The following is a 22,124-nucleotide window of genomic DNA, read 5'->3' as shown; positions in this document are numbered from 1 at the left end:
GCTGCTGGCCTTCGCGGCACTCGGCGCGCCCGCCCGCCCGGCCGCGCGCCTCCGCCCCGCCCGCCGCACCCTCCGCGCGCGCGGGCTCCCGCTCCTCGTCCACTCCGTCGTACGGCGCGGACCGCCCCTCGCTCCGGCTCCTGCCTGAGCGAAAGCGGTCCACCCCCACTCGTACACCAACCGGAGACGACGCCATGAGCAACCGCAACAACCAGCAGAACAAGCAGGCCGCACGTGAACGGCTGCGCGCCGAGCGCGAGCGCCAGGCCAAGCGGGACAAGACGCGCCGTCAGCTCTTCGTGGCCGGCGCCATCGTCGCCGTCCTCGCGATAGCCGGCGGCGTCGGCTACGCCGTGACCAACATGAACGACGACAAGGGCGGCGGCGGCTGGGCGGGCGACAAGCCGCTGGTCAAGCCCGCCAACACCACCGGCGAGAACGGCGACGAGATCGTCATCGGCGACGCGAAGGCCAAGGAGACCCTCACGGTCTACGAGGACCCGCGCTGCCCGTCCTGCGCCGCCTTCGAGAACGCGTCCGGCGACCAGCTGCGCCAGGACGTCAAGGACGGCCGCTACAAGGTCCGGTTCGTCATGGTGAACTTCATCGACGACATGGGCATGGGCGGCGGCACCGGTTCGAAGAACGCCGTCAGCGCCCTCGGCGCCGCCCTCAACGTCAGCCCGGACGCCTTCGTCGCGTACAAGGAAGCGCTCTACTCACCGAAGAACCACCCCGACGAGCGCGACGACGCCTTCGCCAAGGACGCGCGGCTGATCGAGATCGCGCAGCAGGTCCCGGCCCTGAAGGGCAACAAGGACTTCGAGAAGGCCGTCAACGAGGGCACCTACGACAAGTGGGCCGTCGAGATGGGCAAGCTGTTCCAGAAGAACAAGATCGAGGGCACCCCGTCGCTGCTCCACGGCGACAAGAAGCTGACGGGCCCCGACGGCAAGAACCCGCCGATGGCCAAGCCGAACTTCATCGCCGCGATCGACAAGGAGTTCGGCCCCAAGAAGTAGCCGAGCAGCCGGAGAAGCAGCCGGAGAAAAGTGAAGGCCAGGTGAGGGGCGGACGAACTGTCAGAGTTCGTCCGCCCTTCCCGCTTACTGGGAAGTAAGGTGATGGCCCGTGACCTCTGAATCCTCCATATCTCACATATCGCGACGAACCGCCGTAGCGGCCGTCGCCGGCGCCGCCACCGTCGCCCTCCTCCCCCTCGCCGGGGCCGCCCCGGCGTTCGCGGCGGAAGCACCCGCGTTCCTGCACGGCGTCGCCTCGGGCGACCCGCTGCCCGACGGCATCCTGCTGTGGACGCGCGTGACGCCCTCGCCCGACGCGGTCCCCGGCTCGGGGCGCGGAGCGGCCGTCGACGTCGACTGGGAGGTCGCCGAGGACGAGGCGTTCGGGACGGTCGTCGCCAAGGGCACGGTCACCGCGACGGCCGCCGCCGACCACACCGTCAAGGCCGACGTCCGCGGCCTGCGCCCGGCGACCTCCTACTGGTACCGCTTCACGGCCGGCGGCGCGCACTCCCCGGCCGCCCGCACCCGTACCGCACCGGCCGCCGGCGCGGCCGTCCCCGGCATCCGCTTCGGCGTCGTCTCCTGCGCCAACTGGGAGTCCGGCCACTTCGCGGCCTACCGCCACCTCGCGGACCGCCGCGACCTCGACGCCGTCCTGCACCTCGGCGACTACATCTACGAGTACGGGACCGGCGTCTACCCGCCCGCGAAGCAGGTCGTCCGCCCGCACTCCCCCACCCACGAGATCATCACCCTCGCCGACTACCGCACCCGCCACGGCCGTTACAAGACGGACCCCGACCTCCAGACGCTCCACCGGACCCACCCCTTCGTGGCCATCTGGGACGACCACGAGTTCGCCAACGACGCCTGGACGGGCGGCGCCGAGAACCACACGCCCGGCGCCGAGGGCGAGTGGACCGAGCGGATGGCCGCGGCCAAGCAGGCCTACTTCGAGTGGATGCCGGTCCGGCCCTCCACCGCGGGCACCACCTACCGCCGGCTGCGCTTCGGCAACCTCGCCGACCTGCACCTGCTCGACCTCAGATCCTTCAGATCGCAGCAGGTCAGCCCCGGCAGCGGCAAGGTCGACGACCCCGAGCGCACGATCACCGGGCGCGCCCAGCTCGACTGGCTGAAGGCCGGGCTCGCCTCCTCCGACACCACGTGGCGCCTCGTCGGCAACCCCGTGATGATCTCCCCCTTCGCCTTCGGCGCCCTCCCCGCGCATCTGCTGGAGCCGCTCGCCAAGCTGCTGGGCCTGCCCGCCGGCGGCATCGCCGCCAACACCGACCAGTGGGACGGCTACACCGACGACCGGCGCGAGCTGCTCGGCCACCTCGACGAGCGCGGGATCCGCAACACCGTCTTCCTGACCGGCGACATCCACATGGCCTGGGCCAACGACGTGCCCAAGAAGGCCGCCACGTACCCGCTGTCGCCGTCCCTCGCCACCGAGTTCGTCGTCACGTCGGTGAGCTCCGACAATCTGGACGACCTCCTGGGCGTGGCCCCGCACACCGTCTCACTCGCCGCGGTCGCCGCGATCAAGGCCGCCAACCGGCACGCGAAGTGGGTGGACATGGACTCCCACGGCTACGGCGTCCTCGACGTCACCCCCGAGCAGGCGCAGATGGACTACTACGTCCTCTCCGACAAGCGCGACCCCAAGGCGACGACGGAGTGGGCCCGCTCGTACCGGACGCGCTCGGGCACGCAGCAGGTGGAGCGGGTGAAGACGCCGGTCCGCTAGGACCCGGGCGTCAGCCTCCGATCTCCTCCAGGAAGGACAGAGCCACGCGCCACGTCGTCTCCGCGGCCTCCTTGTCGTAGTCCGCGAGCTCCGGGTCCGTGAACAGGTGCCCCGCACCGGGGTACCTGTGGACCTCCACGTCCGCGCCGGCCCGGCCCATCCGCAGATACCACGCGTTGAGCCAGTCGTGCGGCTCGAACGGGTCCGGGTCGGCGACGTGCAGCTGCACGGGCAGCTCGTCCACGGACGCGTCCTCGGCCAGGTCCGACGTGCCGTGCAGGAGCAGCAGGCCGCGGGCCTTCTCGTCGCCCAGCGCCAGGTTCTGCGCGATCGCCGCGCCGAGCGAGAAACCGGCGTAGACCAGGCCGCGGTCCGACAGCGGGGCGACCGCGGTGACCGCGCGGCGCAGCAGCTCCTCGTGGCCGATCTCGTCCTTGATCGCCATGCCGTCCTCGACCGTCTCAGCCGTCCGGCCCTCGTAGAGGTCCGGCACGTGCACCTCGTGCCCGGCGGCGCGCAGGCGCTCGGCGGCGGCGTGCACGGCAGGCCTCAGGCCGTAGGCCGAATGAAAAAGGACAATCGTGGTAGAGGACGCCACTGGAGTCACTTCCTAACAGGTGGATCGCGTGCCCCCCATCGTGCCAGCTACGGTCGGAGGGAGCGCCACCCGGTGAGCAGCAGCCGGCCGGAAGGAGCTGAGGTGTCCATGGAGGGCGTACTGCGTCCCCTGTCCGTAGTCGGCGGAGCGTTGATCATCACCCTGGCCGTGGGGTGGCTCGCCGACCACGTGCTGCGCAGAGTCGACGCGCGGCACCCCGAGACGCCCCTGTGGGACCTGCTCCACCGCTGCCGCCTGCCGCTCCAGGTCGTGCTGTGCACGGCCCTCCTGCGCGGCAGCTTCCGCTCGGCCGGCGCCTGGGCGGCGGAGCACGAGGACGCGATCGGCCAAGTGCTGACGCTCGTGCTGATCGGCGCCTGCGCGTGGCTGCTCGTACGGGTCGCCGTCGCCATAGTGGAGGCCTCCTACGCGCGCTACGCCGCCCGCGCCGCGGACGCCGCCAGGGTGCGGCGCGTACGGACCCAGGTGACGCTGATCCAGCGGGTCGTCACGGCCGCCGTGTGCGTGGTGGCCGCCGCGGCGATGCTGCTGACGTTCCCGGCCATGCGGACCGCCGGAGTGTCCGTGCTCGCCTCCGCCGGCCTCATCGGCATCGTCGCCGGTGTGGCGGCCCAGTCCACCCTCTCGAACCTCTTCGCCGGACTGCAGATCGCCTTCGGCGACATCGTGCGCATCGGGGACACCGTCGTCGTCGACGGCGAGTGGGGGCGCGTGGAGGAGATCACGCTCACCTACCTGGTCGTCACCACGTGGGACGAGCGGCGCATCACGATGCCGGTCTCGTACTTCACCAGCCGGCCCTTCGAGAACTGGTCCCGCAGCAACCCGCGGATGACCGGGACGGTCTTCCTCCATCTGGACCACTCGACGCCGATAGACCTCATGCGGGAGCGGCTCCACGAGATCCTCAAGGGCCTCCCCGAGTGGGACGGCCGGTCCTGGAGCCTGGTCATCACCGACGCGACGCCGTCGACGATCCAGGTGCGGGCGCTGGTGACGGCCAAGGACGCGGACGACATCTGGGCGCTGCGGTGCGTGGTGCGGGAGCAGCTGATCGAGTGGCTGCGGCGGGAGCATCCGTACGCGCTCCCGCGCATCAACACGGCGCCGGCGCCGGGCCTGGAACAGGCCCCCGACCGCCGTCAGGCGCCGCCGACGTCGGAGGACATCGGCCCGGGCCCCGGCACGACGTAGGCTCCGCCCGGGTTCCTTCACGGTGCGGGTGGGCTCCGCCGGGGTTGCTTCACGGTGCGGGTTGCGCACGGTCCGGCACCGCCGGGATGCGCCGCGTCGGTTGCTCGCCGTTGCGGCGGGTCTTTCTTGCCTGGCGGCAAGGGGACTCTGCCACGGCGGCAAGACGCCTCCTCGGGCGAACCCCGTAGGGACAGCCGCGTCAGCCGCGCAGGCTGCGGACGTCCAAGTGGCGGAGGACCCGGTCCACCACCTCCGGGTCCGCGCCCGGCTCGCTCCGCGCGGCCAGCACCTCGCGGCGCGCGGCCGACATCAGTTCGCCCTGCACCCGGTGGATCGTCTGCAGCCGGTCGATGCGCTGGGCGTGCGCCTCGCGGCGCTCCTCGTCGACCATGTCGGGGCTGATCCTGGCGCCCATGTCGAACGCGCGCCGGCCGAGCATCTCCATCACGTCCTCGGGGAGGTCCTCCTCCTCGACGATCTCCCACAGGCGGTGCCGGGCCGCCTTCGCCGCGCGGACGGCCAGCTGCCGCTCCAGCTCCCGGCCGGCCTCGGTGTCGGCGCGCACGCCGAGCCATCCGACCAGCGGGGGCAGGGTCAGGCCCTGGACGACGAGGGTGGAGACGATGACGGCGAAGGCGACGAAGAGGATCTCGTCCCGGGCGGGGAAGGGGGTCTTCGCGTCCGTGGTCAGGGGGATGGCCAGGGCGAGGGCCACGGACGCGACGCCGCGCATCCCGGACCACCACATCACCACCGTCTCGCGCCAGCTCATCGGGACGTCCTCGTGGACGTCCCGGCCCTTGTGCAGCTTCTTGGCCAGCCAGGCGGCGGGCAGCAGCCACAGCAGCCGGACGCCCACGACGACCGCGACGACGACGGCGCCGATGCCCAGCATCTCGCCCCAGCGGCCGGCCGCGGTGGCGAGGGCGTTGTGCAGCTCCAGGCCGACGAGGCCGAAGGCGACGCCGGTGACGAGCGTGTCGATGATCTCCCAGAAGGTGTGCCCGGCCAGCCGCCCGAGGACGTCGTCGGCGTCGGTCGCGTACTCGGCGAGGAAGAGCGCGGTGGTCAGCACCGCGAGCACGCCCGAGCCCTTGAACTCCTCGGCGAGGACGTAGGCGACGAACGGCACCAGCAGGGTGAGCCCGATCTGGAGGGTGGCGTCGCCGAGGACGTCCATGAGCCGCTTGGCGGCCCAGCCGAGGGCCAGGCCGACCGCGACGGCCACCACGGCCGACAGCACCAGCTCGCCGACCGCCCTCGGCAGCGAGAAGCCGCCGCTGACGGCGGCCGCGACGGCCACGTGGTAGAGCACGATGGCGGTGACGTCGTTGAAGAGCCCCTCGCCCTCCAGGATGGAGACCAGGCGGCGCGGCATCCCCAGGGAACCCGCGACGGCGGTGGCGGCGACCGGGTCGGGCGGGGCGACGAGCGCGCCGAGGGCGACCGCCGCGGCGAGCGAGATGCCGGGCACGATCGCGTTGGCGACGGCGGCGACGGCCGCGGTGGTGACGAAGACCAGCGCCACCGCCAGCAGGAAGATCGGCCGCCGGTTGGCGGCGAACTGCCGCCAGGAGGTGCGCTGGGCGGAGGCGTAGAGCAGGGGCGGCAGCACCAGCGGGAGGATGAACTCCGGCGGGACGGCCACGTTGGGCACGAACGGCAGCAGGGCGAGGACGATCCCGCCGAGCGTCATCAGCACCGGGGGCGGCAGCCCCAGCCGGTCCCCCAGCGGGACCGTGACCAGCGCGCCGAACAGCAGGACGAACAGCAGCGCGAGCTGGTCCACGGAAGTCCCTCCGGGCGGGTCGGTGCGGTCGAACAGGCCTCCAGCCTGCCTCACCCGCTCCCGGCCCGCCTCACGGGCCCCGGCGGTCCTACGCGCTCTCGGCGCGCACCGTGTCCAGCGCGCGCTGCAGGTCCTCGGGGTACTCGCTCGCGAACTCGACCCACCGGCCGTCCGCGGGGTGCTCGAAGCCGAGCCGCACCGCGTGCAGCCACTGGCGGGTGAGCTTGAGGCGCTTGGCGAGGGTGGGGTCGGCGCCGTAGGTGAGGTCGCCGACGCAGGGGTGGCGGTGGGCGGCCATGTGCACGCGGATCTGGTGCGTGCGGCCCGTCTCCAGCTTCACGTCCAGCAGGCTGGCCGCGCGGAACGCCTCGATCAGGTCGTAGTGGGTGACCGAGGGCTTGCCCTCGGCGGTGACGGCCCACTTGTAGTCGTGGTTGGGGTGGCGGCCGATGGGGGCGTCGATGGTGCCGCTCATCGGATCCGGGTGGCCCTGGACCAGCGTGTGGTAGCGCTTGTCGACCGTGCGCTCGCGGAACTGCTGCTTGAGCAGCGTGTAGGCGCGCTCGGACTTGGCGACGACCATCAGGCCCGACGTGCCGACGTCCAGGCGGTGGACGATGCCCTGACGCTCGGCGGCGCCGGAGGTGGAGATGCGGTAGCCCGCGGCGGCCAGGCCGCCGATGACGGTCGGGCCCGTCCAGCCGGGGCTGGGGTGCGCGGCCACGCCGACCGGCTTGACGATCACGACGATGTCGTCGTCGTCATGGACGATCTCCATGCCCTCGACGGGCTCGGCGACGATCTGCACCGGCGCGGGCGCGGCGGGCATCTCGACCTCCAGCCAGGCCCCGCCGGTCACCCGGTCGGACTTCCCGGCCTCCGCACCGTCCAGCTGGACCTTGCCCGCGGCCGCCAGCTCGGCCGCCTTGGTGCGGGAAAAGCCGAACATGCGGGCGATTGCGGCGTCGACGCGCTCGCCCTCCAGGCCGTCGGGTACGGGCAGGGCGCGGATCTCGGGAATGGTGCTCACCCGTCGAGTATGACGGACGGGGGCGACGCCCCCGTCCCGGGCTCAGTCCTGGTGGACCGTGCCGTCCGGGTCCAGACCGCGGAACGACAGGATCACGATCAGGAAGCCGCCGCACACGATCGCGGAGTCGGCGAGGTTGAAGACCGCGAAGCCGGACGGCGCGATGAAGTCGACCACACCGCCCTGGAAGCCGCCCGGCGAGCGGAACAGACGGTCGGTGAGATTGCCCAGCGCGCCGCCGAGCAGCAGGCCCAGCGCGATCGCCCACGGCACGCTGTAGAGCTTCCGGGCGATCCGGGCGATCACCACGATCACAGCGGAGGCGATCACCGTGAAGACGACCGTCATCGCCTCGCCGATGCCGAAGGCGGCGCCGCGGTTGCGGATCACCTCCAGCTGCAGCCAGGTGCCGATCACCTCGATCGGGTCGTGGTGCTCCAGCTTGGCGACCACGACCAGCTTGCTGCCGAGGTCCAGGAGGTACGCGAAGGCGGCCACGGCCAGGAGCACCCCGATGCGCCGCCTGCCTTTGGCCGTGGCGTCCGCCGCGGCCGCCGGTGTGCCGGTGGTGGTCTGTTCCGCCTCTGTCACGTGAGTCCTTCGACGTCGTCCCGGGGGGCCAGGGCCTGCCTGACTGAGGACGAGGGTACGGCACGCTCGCACGGGCGGGTCAGCGGCGTTCCTGGCGCTGTTTGCACTCCACGCACAGCGTGGCACGCGGAAAGGCCTGCATGCGGGCCTTCCCGATGGGCTTCCCGCAGTTCTCGCAGAGGCCGTAGGTGCCCGCGTCGAGGCGCTCCAGCGCGCGCTCGCTCTGGTCCAGCATCTCGCGGGCGTTCGCCGCCAGGGCCAGCTCGTGCTCCCGGGTGATGTTCTTGGTGCCGGTGTCGGCCTGGTCGTCGCCCGCGCCGTCGCCCGAATCGCGCATCAGGCCGCTGATCGCCTCCTGGGAATGGGCGATCTCCGCGCGCAGCCGCAGCACCTCGCTCTGCAGCTCCGTACGGGCCTCGGACACCTCCGCGGGGGACCAGGGCTCCTCCCCCGGCCGCACGGCCAGCTCACCGGGCTCCGCGGGCCCCGTGCGGGCCCCCGGCACCTTCCTGGCGGCCTGTGTCCCGTCCATGGTCTTCTTCGCAGCCACCGTCCTGGCTCCCGTCTTCTCAGGGGGCACCGCCTTCTGGGCAGGTGCGGCTTCTTCGGCCTCGACGGCCTTGTCGGGCGGAGCGGGTGCCGCTGCCGCGGGGTTCCCGGTGAGGGGGGTGCGCGCGGTGCGGGGGGTTTTACGGGGGGTTTTACGGGGGGCGGCCTTCGCGGGGGCCTTCGCGGCGACGGCCGCGGCCTCCTTGACTGCCGCCCTTTTCGTGCCGGCGGCCTTCTTGGCCGAGCCGGCGCCGCCCGCCGCGGACGCCTTGGCCGCAGCCTTCGTGCCGCCGGCGGAACCGACAGCCTCGGCCGCAGCCTTCTTGGCGGGTGCCGCGGCGGAACCCGCAGCCTTCGCCGCGGGCGCCTTGGCCGCGGCCTTCGCGCCGCTGGCAGAACCGACAGCCTCGGCCGCACCCTTCTTGGCGGACGCCGCCTTCTTACCCGCGCCCACCGCCTTCGCGGGGGCCTTCTTGGCGACCGTCGCGGCCTCCTTGGCTGCCGCCTTGTTCGTGCCGGCGGCCTTCTTGGCCGAGCCGGCGCCGTCCGCGGCGGACGCCCTGGCCGCCGCCTTCGTGCCACTGGCCGCGCCGGCAGAACCGGCGGCCTCGGGCGCAGTCTTCTTGGCGGGCGCCGCCCTCTTACCCGCGGCCACCGCCGTCCCGGCAGAGCCCGCAGTCTTCGCCGCGGATGCTTTTGCCGGCGCCTTCTTACCGGCTGCCTTCTTGGCAGGGTCGGCAGCGTCCGTCGCGGACGCCTTGGAAGCCGCCTTCCGGCTGGACGCCGCCTTCGTAGCGGCAGTCTTCCCGGCGGAACCCGCGGCCTTCGCCCCGGACGTCTTGGCCACTGCCTTCTTGGCCGGCGCCTTCCCCGTGGCGGACCGCGCAGTCTTCTTGGCCGGCGCCGCCTTCTCACCCGCGGCATCCGCCGCAGGCGTCCCGGCGGCAGCCTTCCCGGCGGAACCCGCAGCCCCCGCCGCAGGCGCCTTGCCCGCGGCCCCCGCGGCCTTCGTCCCGGCGGCGCCCTTCTTGGCCGAGGCGGCCTTCCTCGAGGCGGCAGCCGACCCCGCGGCCCCCGCCCCGCCCGCTCTCTTCGCCACCATGACCGCGGCCCCTTCACATTTTATGATCTTGCGCGCGAATCGTGCCGGAACGATAAAACTCCACCGGGCACGCGGCAACGGGGCACGCCGGTCTCATCGGTTGTGCCCCGCCCCCGGCCCTGTAATCGGACTGCAGCGGTCCCCCGCCCGGCCCCGGCCGAAACCGGTGGGCCGCGTCCGGTCCCGCCCCGTACACTGGGCGCAGCGAAAGGCGTGGATGGGACGAGTAGCGCCGCACGCAGCCATGAGCGATCCGGGGACGGTGCGAGCCCGGAGGTGTGCGCGGGGTGAAGATCAGCCCGGAGCCGCCGGAAGAACGCCCCGAGGGCCGCCCCAGGGGTCAGTAGAGCCGGCGTCGCGACCCTAATGAGGGGGCCGGGGGCCATCGGGCCGGCGGCCAAGGAGGGTGGTACCGCGGGAGCGCGCACGCGCCTCTCGTCCCTCCGACGGACAGCGCACCAACCGTCCCGCCGGAGGAAGCCGATGACGCAGTACCGCCAGGTACCCGCGCAGGTCGACCTGCCCGCCCTGGAGCACGCCGTGCTCGAGTTCTGGCGCGAGCAGAAGATCTTCGCCCGTACGCTCGAACAGTCCGAGGGCCGCCCCGAGTGGGTGTTCTACGAGGGCCCGCCCACCGCCAACGGCATGCCGGGCGCGCACCACATCGAGGCCCGCGTCTTCAAGGACGTCTTCCCCCGCTTCCGCACGATGCAGGGCTACCACGTCGGCCGGAAGGCCGGCTGGGACTGCCACGGCCTGCCGGTCGAGCTCGCGGTGGAGAAGGAGCTGGGCTTCTCGGGCAAGCAGGACATCGAGGCGTACGGCATCGCGGCCTTCAACGACAAGTGCCGTGAGTCCGTCACCCGCCACACGGACGCGTTCGCCGAGCTCACCACCCGCATGGGCTACTGGGTCGACCTGGACGACGCGTACCGCACGATGGACCCGGAGTACGTCCAGTCCGTGTGGTGGTCGCTCAAGGAGATCTTCAACAAGGGCCTCCTGGTCCAGGACCACCGCGTCGCCCCCTGGTGCCCCCGCTGCGGCACCGGCCTGTCGGACCACGAGCTGGCGCAGGGCTACGAGACGGTCGTGGACCCGTCGGTCTTCGTCCGCTTCCCGCTGACGTCCGGCCCGCTCGCGGGCGAGGCCGCGCTGCTGGTGTGGACGACCACCCCCTGGACCCTGGTGTCCAACACGGCGGCGGCCGCGCACCCCGACGTCACGTACGTGGTGGCCACCGACGGCGACGAGAAGCTCGTCGTCGCCGAGCCGCTGCTGGAGAAGGCCCTCGGCGAGGGCTGGACGGCCACCGGTCAGTCCTTCACCGGCCGCGAGATGGAGCGCTGGGCCTACCGCCGCCCGTTCGACCTGGTCGAGTTCCCCGAGGCCGCCCACTTCGTCGTCAACGCCGAGTACGTCACCACCGAGGACGGCACGGGTCTGGTCCACCAGGCCCCGGCCTTCGGTGAGGACGACCTCAAGACCTGCCGCGCCTACGGCCTGCCGGTCGTCAACCCGGTCCGTCCGGACGGCACCTTCGAGGAGGGCCTCGGCCTGGTCGGCGGCCAGTTCTTCAAGAAGGCCGACGAGAAGCTCGTCGCGGACCTCTCCGAGCGGGGCCTGCTCTTCAAGCACATCGCCTACGAGCACAGCTACCCGCACTGCTGGCGCTGCCACACCGCGCTCCTCTACTACGCCCAGCCGTCCTGGTACATCCGCACCACCGCGATCAAGGACCGGCTGCTGGAGGAGAACGAGAAGACCAACTGGTTCCCCGAGTCGGTCAAGCACGGCCGCTTCGGCGACTGGCTGAACAACAACATCGACTGGGCCCTCTCCCGCAACCGCTACTGGGGCACCCCGCTGCCCATCTGGCGCTGCGAGGAGAACCACCTCACCTGCGTCGGCTCGCTGGCCGAGCTCTCCGAGCTCACCGGCACCGACCAGAGCGGCCTGGACCCCCACCGCCCCTACATCGACGACGTCACCTTCACCTGCACCGCCGAGGGCTGTGACCACACGGCCGTGCGCGTGCCGGAGGTCATCGACGCCTGGTACGACTCGGGCTCGATGCCGTTCGCGCAGTGGGGCTACCCGTACAAGAACAAGGAGATCTTCGAGCAGCGCTACCCGGCGCAGTTCATCTCCGAGGCCATCGACCAGACCCGCGGCTGGTTCTACACGCTGATGGCCGTCGGCACCCTCGTCTTCGACAAGTCGTCGTACGAGAACGTCGTCTGCCTGGGCCACATCCTCGCCGAGGACGGCCGGAAGATGTCCAAGCACCTGGGCAACATCCTCCAGCCGATCCCGCTCATGGACCAGCACGGCGCCGACGCCGTCCGCTGGTTCATGGCGGCCGGCGGCTCCCCGTGGGCCGCGCGCCGCGTGGGCCACGGCACGATCCAGGAGGTCGTCCGCAAGACGCTCCTCACCTACTGGAACACGGTCGCCTTCCAGGCCCTCTACGCCCGCACGTCCGGCTGGGCGCCCAGCGCCGCGGACCCGGCCCCGGCCGACCGCCCGCTGCTGGACCGCTGGCTGCTCGGCGAGCTGAACGCCCTCGTCGGCCAGGTCACCGAGGCCATGGAGGCCTACGACACCCAGCGCGCCGGCAAGCTGCTGTCCTCCTTCGTCGACGACCTGTCCAACTGGTACGTGCGCCGCTCGCGCCGCCGGTTCTGGCAGGGCGACGCGGCCGCGCTGCGCACCCTCCACGAGGTCGTCGAGACCGTGACGCGCCTGATGGCCCCGCTGGTGCCGTTCATCACCGAGCGCGTCTGGCAGGACCTGGTCGCGCCCGTCGACCCGCAGGCCCCGGCGTCGGTCCACCTGGCCTCCTGGCCGGTGGCGGACGCCGCCCTCGTCGACCCGAAGCTGTCGCAGCAGATGCTGCTCGTCCGCCGCCTGGTCGAGCTGGGCCGGGCCACGCGCGCCGAGTCCGGCGTCAAGACCCGCCAGCCGCTCTCGCGTGCGCTGGTGGCCTCGGCCGGCTTCGAGGAGCTGGGCGCGGAGCTGCGCGCGCAGATCACCGAGGAGCTCAACGTCTCCTCCCTCGCCTCGCTCTCCGAGGTGGGCGGCTCCCTGGTCGACACCACCGCCAAGGCCAACTTCCGTGCCCTGGGCAAGCGGTTCGGCAAGGGCGTTCAGGCGGTCGCCAAGGCCGTCGCCGCGGCCGACGCGGCGGCGCTGTCGCTGGCGCTGCGCGAGGGCACGGCCTCGGTCGAGGTGGACGGCGAGCAGGTCGCCCTCTCCCCCGACGAGGTCATCATCACCGAAACGCCGCGCGAGGGCTGGTCGGTGGCCTCGGACTCGGGTGCGACGGTGGCGCTCGACCTGGAGATCACCCCGGAGCTGCGCATCGCGGGTCTCGCCCGTGACGCGGTCCGGCTCATCCAGGAGGCCCGGAAGAACAGCGGCCTCGACGTCGCCGACCGGATCGCCCTGCGCTGGCGGTCGGCGGACGAGGAAGTCCGTACGGCCCTTTCGGAGCACGCGTCGCTCATTGCGGACGAGGTCCTGGCCACGGACTTCGCCGAGGGCGAGGCCGACGGCTCCTACGGTGAGCCTTTCACCGACGAGGCCCTTTCGCTGACGTTCCGTCTCCGCAAGGCCTGATAGAAGGCCTGACGCAAGGCCTGATAAAACCGACAATTGCCGGGCGAGGGAATCCCTCGCCCGGCAATTGTCATATGTCGTATTGCCCGACATCCCGCTGCCGGGCAGCGGAAAGAAGCGCACAAAAGGGCCGGGCCCCTGGGATTTCCCAGGGGCCCGGCCCTTTATGACTGCCGACCGACCGACTGCCGACTAGCGGCCGGAGCGGGCCGTCAGTTGTCGTCCTCGTCGATGAGGAAGCCCCGCATCGGGGACGGCGCCTGCTGCATCGGCTGCTGGCCCTGCGGCCGCACCGGTGCCATCGGCTGGGTCATCGCCGGGGACATCTGCTGCTGACCGCCGTAGGACGGGCCACCCATGGAGGAGTTGCCGCCCATCGAGGCGTTGCCGCCCATGGACGGGTTGCCGCCCATGCTGTGGCCGCCCATGCCCGCACCTGCCGGAGCCATCGACCCGCTCATCGAGGGGGCCGCGGGCAGCGACGGGGTGTTGGGGTTGCGGGGCGGGGCCAGCGAGTCGTCCGCCTGGTTCTCCAGCTGGCGCAGCTGGCTCTCCAGGTAGGACTTCAGACGCGTGCGGTACTCGCGCTCGAAGCCGCGCAGGTCCTCGACCTTGCGCTCCAGCGTGGCGCGGGCGGACTCCAGGGAGCCCATCGCGACGCGGTGCTTCTCCTGCGCGTCCCGCTCCAGGGCGTCGGCCTTGGCGCGGGCGTCCCGCTCCAGGCCCTCGGCGCGGCTGCGCGCCTCGCCGACGATCTTGTTGGCCTCGGAACGGGCCTCCGCGATCGCCTGGTCAGCGGTCTGCTGGGCGAGCGAGAGCACGCGGGCAGCGCTGTCGCCGCCCGGGCCCTGACCCGGCTGCGGCAGCTGCGGGCCGCCCATGGGACCGTTCTGACCCATGGGGTTCTGCCCCATAGGACCGTTCTGCCCCATTCCGTTCTGACCCATCGGACCGTTCTGACCCATGGGACCGCCCATCGGGCCGCCCATCGGGCCGTTCTGCCCCATCGGACCGGGACCGTTCTGCCCCATCGGGCCGGGACCGTGCGGACCCTGGGGACCGTGGCCGTGACCGCTCGGGCCGGCCGGAAGCTGCGGGGCACCGCCCGGCAGCTGCGGCGGGCCGCCCATCGGCTGCTGCTGCGGCACCGGCTGCGGTCCCGATATGGCGGCGGGCACCGGAGCCCCGCCGGGTCGCTGGTCCTGCGGCTCGGGCTTGCGCATGCCCTGCTGCTGGTTCTGCGCGGCGGCACGGGTCGCGGCGGCCAGCTTGGCGCGCAGGTCCTCGTTCTCGCGGAGCAGACGGGTCAGTTCGGCCTCGACCTCGTCCAGGAAGGCATCGACCTCGTCCTCGTCATAGCCTTCTCGGAGACGGACGGTCGTGAACTGCTTGTTCCGCACGTCCTCGGGGGTCAACGGCATCTCTTCTTCACCTCAACGTAGTCGTCGGCAATCGGCAAGACCGTATCGTTCACACCTGCTCCACGACGCGGATCAGGATGAAGACGATAATCATCAATACGAAGAAGGACAGGTCGAGCGCCACGCCCCCGAGACGCAGCGGCGGAATGAACCGCCGCAGAAGCTTGAGTGGCGGATCGGTGACAGTGTAGGTGGCCTCAAGGATGACCACCATCGCCTTACCGGGTTGCCATGAGCGAGCGAACTGGAAGACGTAATCCATCACCAGTCGGAAGATCAGTACAAACAGGAAGCAATACAGCGCGATGTAGATCACCTGTAGTGCGATGCTCATCTCGCGCTTCCCTCTCCCCTTGCTCGTACCCGGCCTGTTCGGCCGTCATTCTCCCGGTGTCGCCAGGTATTGCGTCTCAGCTCTGATTGAAGAACCCACCCTCTGCGATGCGGGCCTTGTCCTCCGCCGTGACATCGACGTTAGCAGGAGACAGCAGGAACACCTTCTGCGTCACCCGCTCGATGCTGCCGTGGAGACCGAAGACGAGGCCGGCGGCGAAGTCGACAAGTCGCTTCGCGTCCGTGTCGTCCATCTCCGTCAGATTCATGATCACCGGGGTGCCCTCGCGGAAGTGTTCCCCGATGGTACGGGCTTCGTTGTAGGTCCGGGGGTGCAATGTCGTGATGCGGTAGGGCTCCCGCTCGGACACAACCTTGGGCATGATCACCGGTGCGTTCTTCTCCAGAGAGTGGCGTTCGGGTGTGATGGACGCCACGGGGGCGATTCGGGCGGGTCGTCCCGTTTCCGCTGTGAGCGGAGCGGGTTCGCGCTGTGCAGGCGGCTGGGCGACTCGAACCGGTTCGTCCGATTGCGTCTGTTGTGCGAGGTGTTGCTGCTGATGCTGCTGCCTGCGTCGGTCGGGCTCCGGCTCGGGTTCGAACTCGTCGTCGGGGTCGAACCCCGGGCCGTCGTACCCATCGTCCTCCACGAGGCCGAGGTAGACCGCCATCTTGCGCATCGCGCCGGCCATTCTCTGCGTCCTCCGCTCTGTGGTGGATCGGCTCCGTCAGCGGCGCCTTGGATCCACGCGGTCTGCCCGCCTTCTGACGGGAATGACCATATTTTTTGCTGTGGTCCGACTTCTTGGCGACGTTACCCGAGCCTGGGTCGGACTCCGAGTACCGCCGATCCGACACGTACATGTGTCGCTCCGGCGGCCACGGCGTCATCCAGATCCGCGCTCATCCCTGCTGACACCATGTTCGCAGCAGGATGGGCCGCGCGCAGGCCCGTTGAGATTTCCATGAGCCGCTCGAAGGCGGCCCGCGGGCGTCCGGCATATGTTCCGACGAGCGGAGCCACCGTCATCAGGCCCGCGGGGCGGACCCCTTCGGCGGCGGCGAGAGCGTCGGCGAGTTCCGTCACACCGTCAGGAGCGACTCCGCCCCTTTCACCGCGTTGTCCGGGTTCGCCCGACTCTGCGTCAAGTGCCACCTGAATCAGGCAGTCCAGCGTCCGGCCCGCCTTCACGGCCGCGGCCGAGAGTGCGGTGACGAGCCGGGCCCGGTCGACCGAATGCACAAAGTCGGCATAACTCGCCACCGAACGAACCTTGTTCGTCTGCAATTGTCCGACGAAGTGCCAGGTGAGCGGCAGATCCGCGCACTCGGCCGCCTTCGGCGCCGCGTCCTGGTCCCGGTTCTCCGCGACGTGCCGCACCCCGAGCTCGGCGAGCAGTCGCACGTCGGAGGCGGGGTAGGTCTTGGTGACCACGATCAGGGTCACGTCCTCGCGCGGGCGGCCCGCCGCGGCGCAGGCCATGGAGATACGTTCCTCCACGCGCGCCAGGTTGTCAGCGAGTTCCGTTCTGCGGTCCGTCACAGTCCTCAGTCCAACCAGACGTAGCTAGCAAGTCGCCCTGTCGTGCGCTCGCGCCGGTACGAGAAGTGATCAGCCGACTCCAGCGTGCAGATGTGAGATTGTCCGCTCATCATCACGCCGAGCCGGGCGAGTTGGGCCCGCACTCCCGCGGCCACGTCCACGGCGGGGGTGCCCCGCCGGGTGGTGGCCCAGGCCTCGGGCACGACCGCGGCGACCTCGGCCCGCATCTCCTCCGGCACCTCGTAGCACAGGCCGCAGACCGCGGGGCCGGTGCGGGCGACGATCCGGGCGGGGTCCGCGCCGAGAGCGATCATCTTCTCGACCGTCGCGGGCACCACCCCGGCGACCAGGCCCGGGCGGCCGGCGTGGGCCGCGCCCGCGATCCCGGCGACCGGGTCGGCCAGGAGCACCGGGGTGCAGTCGGCGGTCAGGACCGCGAGGGCCAGACCCCGGCGGGCCGTCACCACTCCGTCGACCGCGGGGACCTCGGAGCTCCGCCACGGGCCGTCGACCACGGCCACGTCCCGGCCGTGCACCTGGTTCATCCAGACGACGTCCGCCGGGTCGAGACCGAGCGAGACCGCCGCGCGCTCCCGGTTGGCCCGGACGGCGGCGGGGTCGTCGCCGACCGCGCCGCCGAGGTTGAGCTCGTCAAACGGAGCGGCGCTCACCCCGCCCCACCTGTCGGTGAAGGCGAAGTGCGCGCCGCTCGCGTGCTTTCCAGCCGGCACAGCTTCCGGTGTCACTGCGTGCTGTTGTCCTATGCCGCTCACTCGCTCGTGGTCCTACTTGAGGAAGTCCGGAACGTCCAGTTCCTCGGCGGTCGAGTCCTGGTACGGGCGGGCCGGCGGAACCTGCGGGGAGGAGACCGGCGGCGGGGGGAGCTCGTTGACCGGCGCCGGCTCGGAGGCGGGCTCCTCGGTGCGCGGGGTCACGTTGCCGAGGCCGCCGAAGGACGGGCGGACCGGCTCGGCCTGGCTCGCCGGGCGGGGGGCCGCCGCGGCCGGGGTGCTCTCCTCGCGGCCGGAGCCGTAGGAGGAGCCGAGCACCTTGTCGCGGCTGCCCTTGGCCGGCGGCTGGCCGCCGTCGAAGCCGGCGGCGATGACGGTGACCCGGACCTCGTCGCCCAGGGCGTCATCGATGACGGCGCCGAAGATGATGTTGGCCTCGGGGTGGGCGGCCTCGCTGACCAGCTGAGCGGCCTCGTTGATCTCGAAGAGACCGAGGTCGGAGCCGCCGGAGATGGAGAGCAGGACGCCGCGGGCGCCGTCGATGGACGCCTCCAGCAGCGGCGAGGAGATCGCCATCTCGGCCGCGGCCACCGCGCGGTCGTCGCCGCGCGCCGAGCCGATGCCCATGAGCGCCGAGCCCGCCTCGGACATCACGGACTTGACGTCCGCGAAGTCGAGGTTGATCAGACCCGGGGTGGTGATCAGGTCGGTGATGCCCTGGACGCCCGACAGCAGCACCTGGTCCGCGGACTTGAACGCGTCGAGCACGCTCACCTGACGGTCCGAGATGGACAGCAGCCGGTCGTTCGGGATCACGATGAGGGTGTCGACCTCGTCGCGCAGACCCGCGATGCCGTCCTCCGCCTGGTTCGCGCGGCGGCGGCCCTCGAAGGTGAACGGGCGGGTGACCACACCGATCGTCAGGGCGCCCAGCGAACGGGCGATGTTGGCGACGACCGGGGCGCCGCCGGTGCCGGTGCCGCCGCCCTCGCCCGCGGTCACGAAGACCATGTCGGCCCCCTTGAGGACCTCCTCGATCTCCTCGCGGTGGTCCTCGGCGGCCTTGCGGCCGACGTCGGGGTTGGCGCCGGCGCCGAGGCCGCGGGTGAGCTCACGGCCGACATCGAGTTTCACGTCGGCGTCGCTCATCAGCAGGGCCTGTGCATCGGTGTTGATCGCGATGAACTCGACGCCCTTGAGACCGACCTCGATCATCCGGTTGATGGCGTTCACGCCACCGCCGCCGATGCCGACGACCTTGATGACTGCGAGGTAGTTCTGCGGTGCTGCCACGTCGAAGGCCTCTCGCCTCGAGTTACGTATGCCTGGGGGACGGTTCAGTGCCGACCCGAACCCTCAACGTGAAGTTTAGGGTTACCGGTGCCGCTGTTCGCTGGGGTTCTCCGAACAGGACAGTAAGTCGACAAGCCGCGCGCGTTCAACGAACACGCCGAACCTCCCGTTTTTCTTTTCACCCTATGTGATCACCCATAGCCGTAGCCAGTCAGGGTGCTGCCCGGCCACCCCGGCCGTCAACTCCCGGACGCCGCGGGAGCGCTGGGGGCGCTCACATCGAAGTGGTCGGCCCCCCGCGCGGCCTTCAGCAGAGCGGTCAGCGCGCGCGCCTTCGCCTCGCCCCGTTCGCCGCTCCCCCACACGACCGTCCGATCGCCCGCCAGCTCCAGGGTGATGGAGTCGTACGAGCGTACGCGGATGACCCGGGTGTCCGCCCTGACGTCCGCGGGCAGGGCCTCGGCGACCCGGACGCCCTCGCGCTCCAGCCGCTCGGGGCCGAACCGGCGCAGGCTGGCCTCGGCGGTCGCCGAGGGCTCCACGGTCAGCCTGGGGACGCCCCCGGGAGCTTGATCAACTGTGGCGAACCGCACGCCCGCGCCGTCGATTTCGATGAACTTCCCGCGCTTCGCGGAGTCCGAAGTGTCCTGGACGATCGCTTTCGGCTGCCGCTCGACCACTTTCAGGCCGACCGCGTGCGGCCAGGAGCGCTCGACATTGACCGATTCGATCCGTGGCAGGGCGGCGCGCAGCCGCTCCTCGATGGCGTCGGTGTCCACGGAGACCAGCGGGCCGCCGAGCTTCACGTCGGCGGCGGCCCGCACCTCATCGGGCGTCAGCACGCGGGTGCCGGAAACCTCCACCCGGGTGGCGCGCAGCCAGCCGGAGCCGTAGAGCGCCCATCCGGCGGCACCGCCGGCGAGCACGGCGGCCACCGCCCAGAGGACCAGCCGGCGGCCGCGCGGCAGTCCGGAGCGGAGGCCGGGGCGGCGCGGACCGCGCCCCGGCGACTTGCCGGCGGGCTTCCCGGCCGGCCTTCCCGCCGGCCGGGAGGGGGCGGCCCTGCCGCCGGAACCGGGCCGCACCGACTTCTTGCTCTTCGCGCCACCGCGCCGGGCTGTCGTCGGTCCGGCCACTGTCCAGCCTCCTGCTCCGGGCCTCAGCCCGCTCTCTTGGCGGCGATCGCCTCGTACACCATGCCGACGAGCAGGTCGTCGGCGTCCCGGCGGCCGAACTCGGAGGCGGCGCGGGACATCTCGTACAGCCGGTGCTGGTCGGCGAGGACCGGGAGCACGTGCTGCTGCACCCATTCGGGCGTCAGCTCGGCGTCGTCCACCAGCAGGCCGCCGCCGGCCTTGACCACCGGCTGGGCGTTCAGCCGCTGCTCGCCGTTGCCGATGGGCAGCGGGACGTAGGCGGCGGGCAGCCCGACGGCGGACAGCTCGGCGACGGTCATCGCGCCCGCGCGGCAGAGCATCATGTCGGCCGCGGCGTACGCGAGGTCCATCCGGTCCACGTACGGTACCGGGATGTAGGGCGGCATTCCGGGCATGTTGTCCACGTGCGGCAGGTCGTTCTTCGGACCGACCGCGTGCAGGATCTGAATGCCGGCGCGCTGCAGGAACGGGACGACGGCCTGGATGACCTCGTTGAGCCGGCGGGCGCCCTGCGAGCCGCCGGAGACCAGCAGCGTGGGCAGGTTCTGGTCGAGCCCGAAGTACGCCCGCGCCTCGGGCCGCGCGGCGGCCCGGTCCAGCGTGGCGATGGTGCGGCGCAGCGGGATGCCCACGTAGCGGGCGTTGCGCAGCTTGCTGTCCGGGGTGGACACCGCGACCCCGGCGGCGTAGCGCGAGCCGATCTTGTTGGCGAGGCCGGGCCGGGCGTTGGCCTCGTGCACGATGATCGGCACGCCGAGCCGCTTGGCGGCCAGGTAGCCGGGCAGGGCCACATAGCCGCCGAAGCCGACCACGCAGTCCGCCTTGGTGCGCTCCAGGATCTGCTCGGCCGCCTTGATCGTGCCGCGCAGCCGCCCGGGGACGGTGATCAGCTCGGGTGTGGGCTTGCGGGGCAGCGGTACGGCGGGGATGAGGCCGAGCTCATAGCCCCGCTCGGGCACGAGCCGGGTCTCCAGGCCCCGCTCCGTGCCGAGCGCCGTGATCCCCACGGTCGGGTCCTGCCTGCGCAGGGCGTCCGCGAGGGCGAGCGCGGGCTCGATGTGGCCGGCGGTCCCCCCACCGGCGAGTACGACATGCACCGAAATTCACCGCTCTCCGGACGGTCGCTTCTTGACGCGCCGTCTCATCGTCTTCCATCTCACCCCAGGCTGCCGCATGGCCAGCGCCGCCCGCGCACCGGGTTCGTCGCGCGCGAAGGCGATCAGCAGCCCGATGGCGAACATGGTCGGCAGCAGGGCGGACCCTCCGTAGGAGAACAGCGGCAGGGGGACACCGGCGATCGGCAGCAGGCCGAGCACCGCACCGATGTTGACCACGGCCTGGGCCGTGATCCAGGTGGTCACACCTCCCGCGGCGTACCTCACGAAGGGGTCCTCCGTGCGTCCGGCCACGCGGATACCCGCATAGCCTAGAGCCGCGAAGAGGGCGAGCACCGACAGCGTCCCCGCCAGACCCAGCTCCTCACCGGTGATGGCGAAGATGAAGTCCGTGTGAGGTTCGGGGAGTTCGCCCCATTTCTCCACACTCGCTCCCAGTCCGGCTCCGAACCATCCGCCGTTGGCCAGGGCGTAGATTCCGTGCACGGCCTGCCAGCACTGGTCGTGGTCGCCGGGGTCGGTGGCCCCGATGCAGGCCAGCCGGGACATCCGGTTGGCGCTGGTCTTGATGAACAGGACGGCCAGCACGGCGGTGACGCCGAAGACCCCGGCGAAGAGCCGGGTGGGCGCCCCGGCCACCCACAGCAGCCCGAGCAGCACCGTGGTGAGCACCACGGTGGTCCCCATGTCGCCGCCCAGCATGATCAGGCCGAGCAGCACGAAGGTGACGGGCACCAGCGGCACCAGCAGGTGCTTCCACTGGGTGAGCAGCTTCTTGGACTGTTTACGTGCCAGCAGGTCGGCGCCCCACAGCACCAGGGCGAGCTTGGCGAACTCGCTCGGCTGGAGCTGGAAGGGGCCGCCGAGGGAGATCCAGTTGGTGTTGCCGTTGATGGTCTGGCCGATGCCGGGCACCTGCACCAGGCAGAGCAGGAACAGCGACCCGGCGAGCGCGGGGTAGGCGAAGACCCGCAGCAGCCGTACGGGCATGCGCGCGGCCACCAGCAGCATCACGGTGCCGATCGCGGCCGCCAGCAGCTGCTTGCGGAAGAAGAAGGAGGGCGGCAGGCCGTTCTGCAGGGCCTTGATCTGCGAGGCGGAGTAGACCATGACCAGGCCGAGCACGGTGATCAGCAGGGAGCCGCCCATCACCAGGTAGTAGGCGGTCAGCGGGCGGTCCCAGGCCTTCTTGGCGCGCCTGTGGAGCTGCCTGAGGCCGCCCAGCAGGCTGCCGCGGGGCGGGGCGGGCCGCCGGGGC

18 protein-coding genes are annotated in these 22,124 nt (G+C 71.5%); 4 read left to right on the top strand and 14 right to left on the bottom strand.

The window, feature by feature from the left end; genetic code table 11:
• The first annotated feature begins 194 nt into the window (after positions 1-194).
• Complete coding sequence (locus B7P34_RS27090; protein ID WP_106680723.1) at positions 195-1,022, top strand: thioredoxin domain-containing protein; 828 nt, start codon at positions 195-197, stop codon at positions 1,020-1,022.
• 109 nt (positions 1,023-1,131) lie between these two features.
• On the top strand, positions 1,132-2,778 hold the full coding sequence (locus B7P34_RS27085) for an alkaline phosphatase D family protein (protein ID WP_106680721.1): 1,647 nt from the start codon (positions 1,132-1,134) through the stop codon (positions 2,776-2,778).
• Positions 2,779-2,788: 10 nt separating this feature from the next.
• On the opposite strand, the gene B7P34_RS27080 is transcribed toward B7P34_RS27085, so the two are convergent.
• On the bottom strand, positions 2,789-3,376 hold the full coding sequence (locus B7P34_RS27080) for a dienelactone hydrolase family protein (RefSeq protein WP_106680719.1): 588 nt from the start codon (positions 3,374-3,376) through the stop codon (positions 2,789-2,791).
• Between the two features lie 108 nt (positions 3,377-3,484).
• Between B7P34_RS27080 and B7P34_RS27075 the strand changes: the two genes are divergently transcribed.
• Positions 3,485-4,591, top strand: coding sequence for a mechanosensitive ion channel family protein (locus tag B7P34_RS27075; protein WP_106680717.1), 1,107 nt, complete (start codon positions 3,485-3,487; stop codon positions 4,589-4,591).
• A 199-nt stretch (positions 4,592-4,790) separates the two neighbouring features.
• Here B7P34_RS27075 and B7P34_RS27070 read toward each other — a convergent pair whose 3' ends face one another.
• The 4 genes from B7P34_RS27070 to B7P34_RS38895 form a co-directional block, all read right to left on the bottom strand.
• Entirely contained in the window at positions 4,791-6,380 is a 1,590-nt protein-coding gene (locus B7P34_RS27070; protein WP_106680715.1) for a Na+/H+ antiporter, read from the bottom strand.
• A gap of 88 nt (positions 6,381-6,468) precedes the next feature.
• On the bottom strand, positions 6,469-7,401 hold the full coding sequence (locus B7P34_RS27065) for an RluA family pseudouridine synthase (RefSeq protein WP_223268278.1): 933 nt from the start codon (positions 7,399-7,401) through the stop codon (positions 6,469-6,471).
• 51 nt (positions 7,402-7,452) lie between these two features.
• Positions 7,453-8,001, bottom strand: a complete 549-nt coding sequence (lspA, locus tag B7P34_RS27060; protein WP_189383082.1) for a signal peptidase II — start codon at positions 7,999-8,001, stop codon at positions 7,453-7,455.
• 79 nt (positions 8,002-8,080) lie between these two features.
• Positions 8,081-8,533 (bottom strand): TraR/DksA family transcriptional regulator, encoded by a 453-nt coding sequence (locus B7P34_RS38895; RefSeq protein WP_435693983.1) that lies wholly within the window; start codon positions 8,531-8,533, stop codon positions 8,081-8,083.
• Positions 8,534-10,135: 1,602 nt separating this feature from the next.
• Here B7P34_RS38895 and ileS point away from each other — a divergent pair.
• Positions 10,136-13,273, top strand: coding sequence for an isoleucine--tRNA ligase (ileS, locus tag B7P34_RS27045; RefSeq protein ID WP_106680709.1), 3,138 nt, complete (start codon positions 10,136-10,138; stop codon positions 13,271-13,273).
• Between the two features lie 212 nt (positions 13,274-13,485).
• Here the strand turns inward: ileS and B7P34_RS27040 are convergent, their stop codons facing one another.
• The 9 genes from B7P34_RS27040 to ftsW form a co-directional block, all read right to left on the bottom strand.
• Positions 13,486-14,694, bottom strand: a complete 1,209-nt coding sequence (locus B7P34_RS27040; RefSeq protein ID WP_106680707.1) for a DivIVA domain-containing protein — start codon at positions 14,692-14,694, stop codon at positions 13,486-13,488.
• Between the two features lie 49 nt (positions 14,695-14,743).
• Positions 14,744-15,028 carry a YggT family protein gene (locus B7P34_RS27035; protein WP_030364712.1) on the bottom strand — a complete coding sequence of 95 codons (285 nt, stop codon included), beginning with the start codon at positions 15,026-15,028 and terminating at the stop codon, positions 14,744-14,746.
• A 76-nt stretch (positions 15,029-15,104) separates the two neighbouring features.
• Positions 15,105-15,719 carry a cell division protein SepF gene (locus B7P34_RS27030; protein WP_030364711.1) on the bottom strand — a complete coding sequence of 205 codons (615 nt, stop codon included), beginning with the start codon at positions 15,717-15,719 and terminating at the stop codon, positions 15,105-15,107.
• Positions 15,720-15,841: 122 nt separating this feature from the next.
• Positions 15,842-16,579 (bottom strand): YggS family pyridoxal phosphate-dependent enzyme, encoded by a 738-nt coding sequence (locus tag B7P34_RS27025; RefSeq protein ID WP_286157517.1) that lies wholly within the window; start codon positions 16,577-16,579, stop codon positions 15,842-15,844.
• On the bottom strand, positions 16,576-17,301 hold the full coding sequence (gene pgeF, locus B7P34_RS27020) for a peptidoglycan editing factor PgeF (RefSeq protein WP_106680703.1): 726 nt from the start codon (positions 17,299-17,301) through the stop codon (positions 16,576-16,578). The genes B7P34_RS27025 and pgeF overlap by 4 nt, the downstream gene beginning before the upstream one ends.
• A 54-nt stretch (positions 17,302-17,355) precedes the next feature.
• The gene (ftsZ, locus tag B7P34_RS27015; protein ID WP_106680701.1) at positions 17,356-18,594 is read right to left on the bottom strand and encodes a cell division protein FtsZ; all 1,239 of its coding nucleotides are present in this window, start codon (positions 18,592-18,594) and stop codon (positions 17,356-17,358) included.
• A gap of 239 nt (positions 18,595-18,833) precedes the next feature.
• Positions 18,834-19,730, bottom strand: coding sequence for a cell division protein FtsQ/DivIB (locus B7P34_RS27005; protein WP_106680699.1), 897 nt, complete (start codon positions 19,728-19,730; stop codon positions 18,834-18,836).
• Positions 19,731-19,753: 23 nt separating this feature from the next.
• A complete protein-coding gene (murG, locus tag B7P34_RS27000; RefSeq protein WP_106680697.1) occupies positions 19,754-20,848 on the bottom strand; it encodes an undecaprenyldiphospho-muramoylpentapeptide beta-N-acetylglucosaminyltransferase in 1,095 nt (364 codons plus the stop codon).
• Between the two features lie 6 nt (positions 20,849-20,854).
• Positions 20,855-22,124 (bottom strand): putative lipid II flippase FtsW (gene ftsW, locus B7P34_RS26995; RefSeq protein WP_223268276.1); only part of this gene is annotated, 1,270 nt, incomplete at its 5' end.

Origin of the sequence: Streptosporangium nondiastaticum, assembly GCF_003011965.1 — a bacterium.
In the GTDB taxonomy this organism is placed as follows: domain Bacteria; phylum Actinomycetota; class Actinomycetes; order Streptomycetales; family Streptomycetaceae; genus Streptomyces; species Streptomyces nondiastaticus.
Note: the sequence above shows the minus strand (reverse complement) of the source record. Positions and strands in the feature narration are given on the sequence as shown.

Bases quoted from the DNA above. Each gene is read 5' to 3' on its own strand.
- B7P34_RS27090 (WP_106680723.1), top strand. From the start codon at position 195: ATGAGCAACCGCAACAACCAGCAGAACAAGCAGGCCGCACGTGAACGG.
- ileS (WP_106680709.1), top strand. From the start codon at position 10,136: ATGACGCAGTACCGCCAGGTACCCGCGCAGGTCGACCTGCCCGCCCTG.
- B7P34_RS27040 (WP_106680707.1), bottom strand. From the start codon at position 14,694: ATGCCGTTGACCCCCGAGGACGTGCGGAACAAGCAGTTCACGACCGTC.
- B7P34_RS27075 (WP_106680717.1), top strand. From the start codon at position 3,485: ATGGAGGGCGTACTGCGTCCCCTGTCCGTAGTCGGCGGAGCGTTGATC.
- B7P34_RS27035 (WP_030364712.1), bottom strand. From the start codon at position 15,028: ATGAGCATCGCACTACAGGTGATCTACATCGCGCTGTATTGCTTCCTG.
- B7P34_RS27030 (WP_030364711.1), bottom strand. From the start codon at position 15,719: ATGGCCGGCGCGATGCGCAAGATGGCGGTCTACCTCGGCCTCGTGGAG.
- B7P34_RS38895 (WP_435693983.1), bottom strand. From the start codon at position 8,533: ATGGACGGGACACAGGCCGCCAGGAAGGTGCCGGGGGCCCGCACGGGG.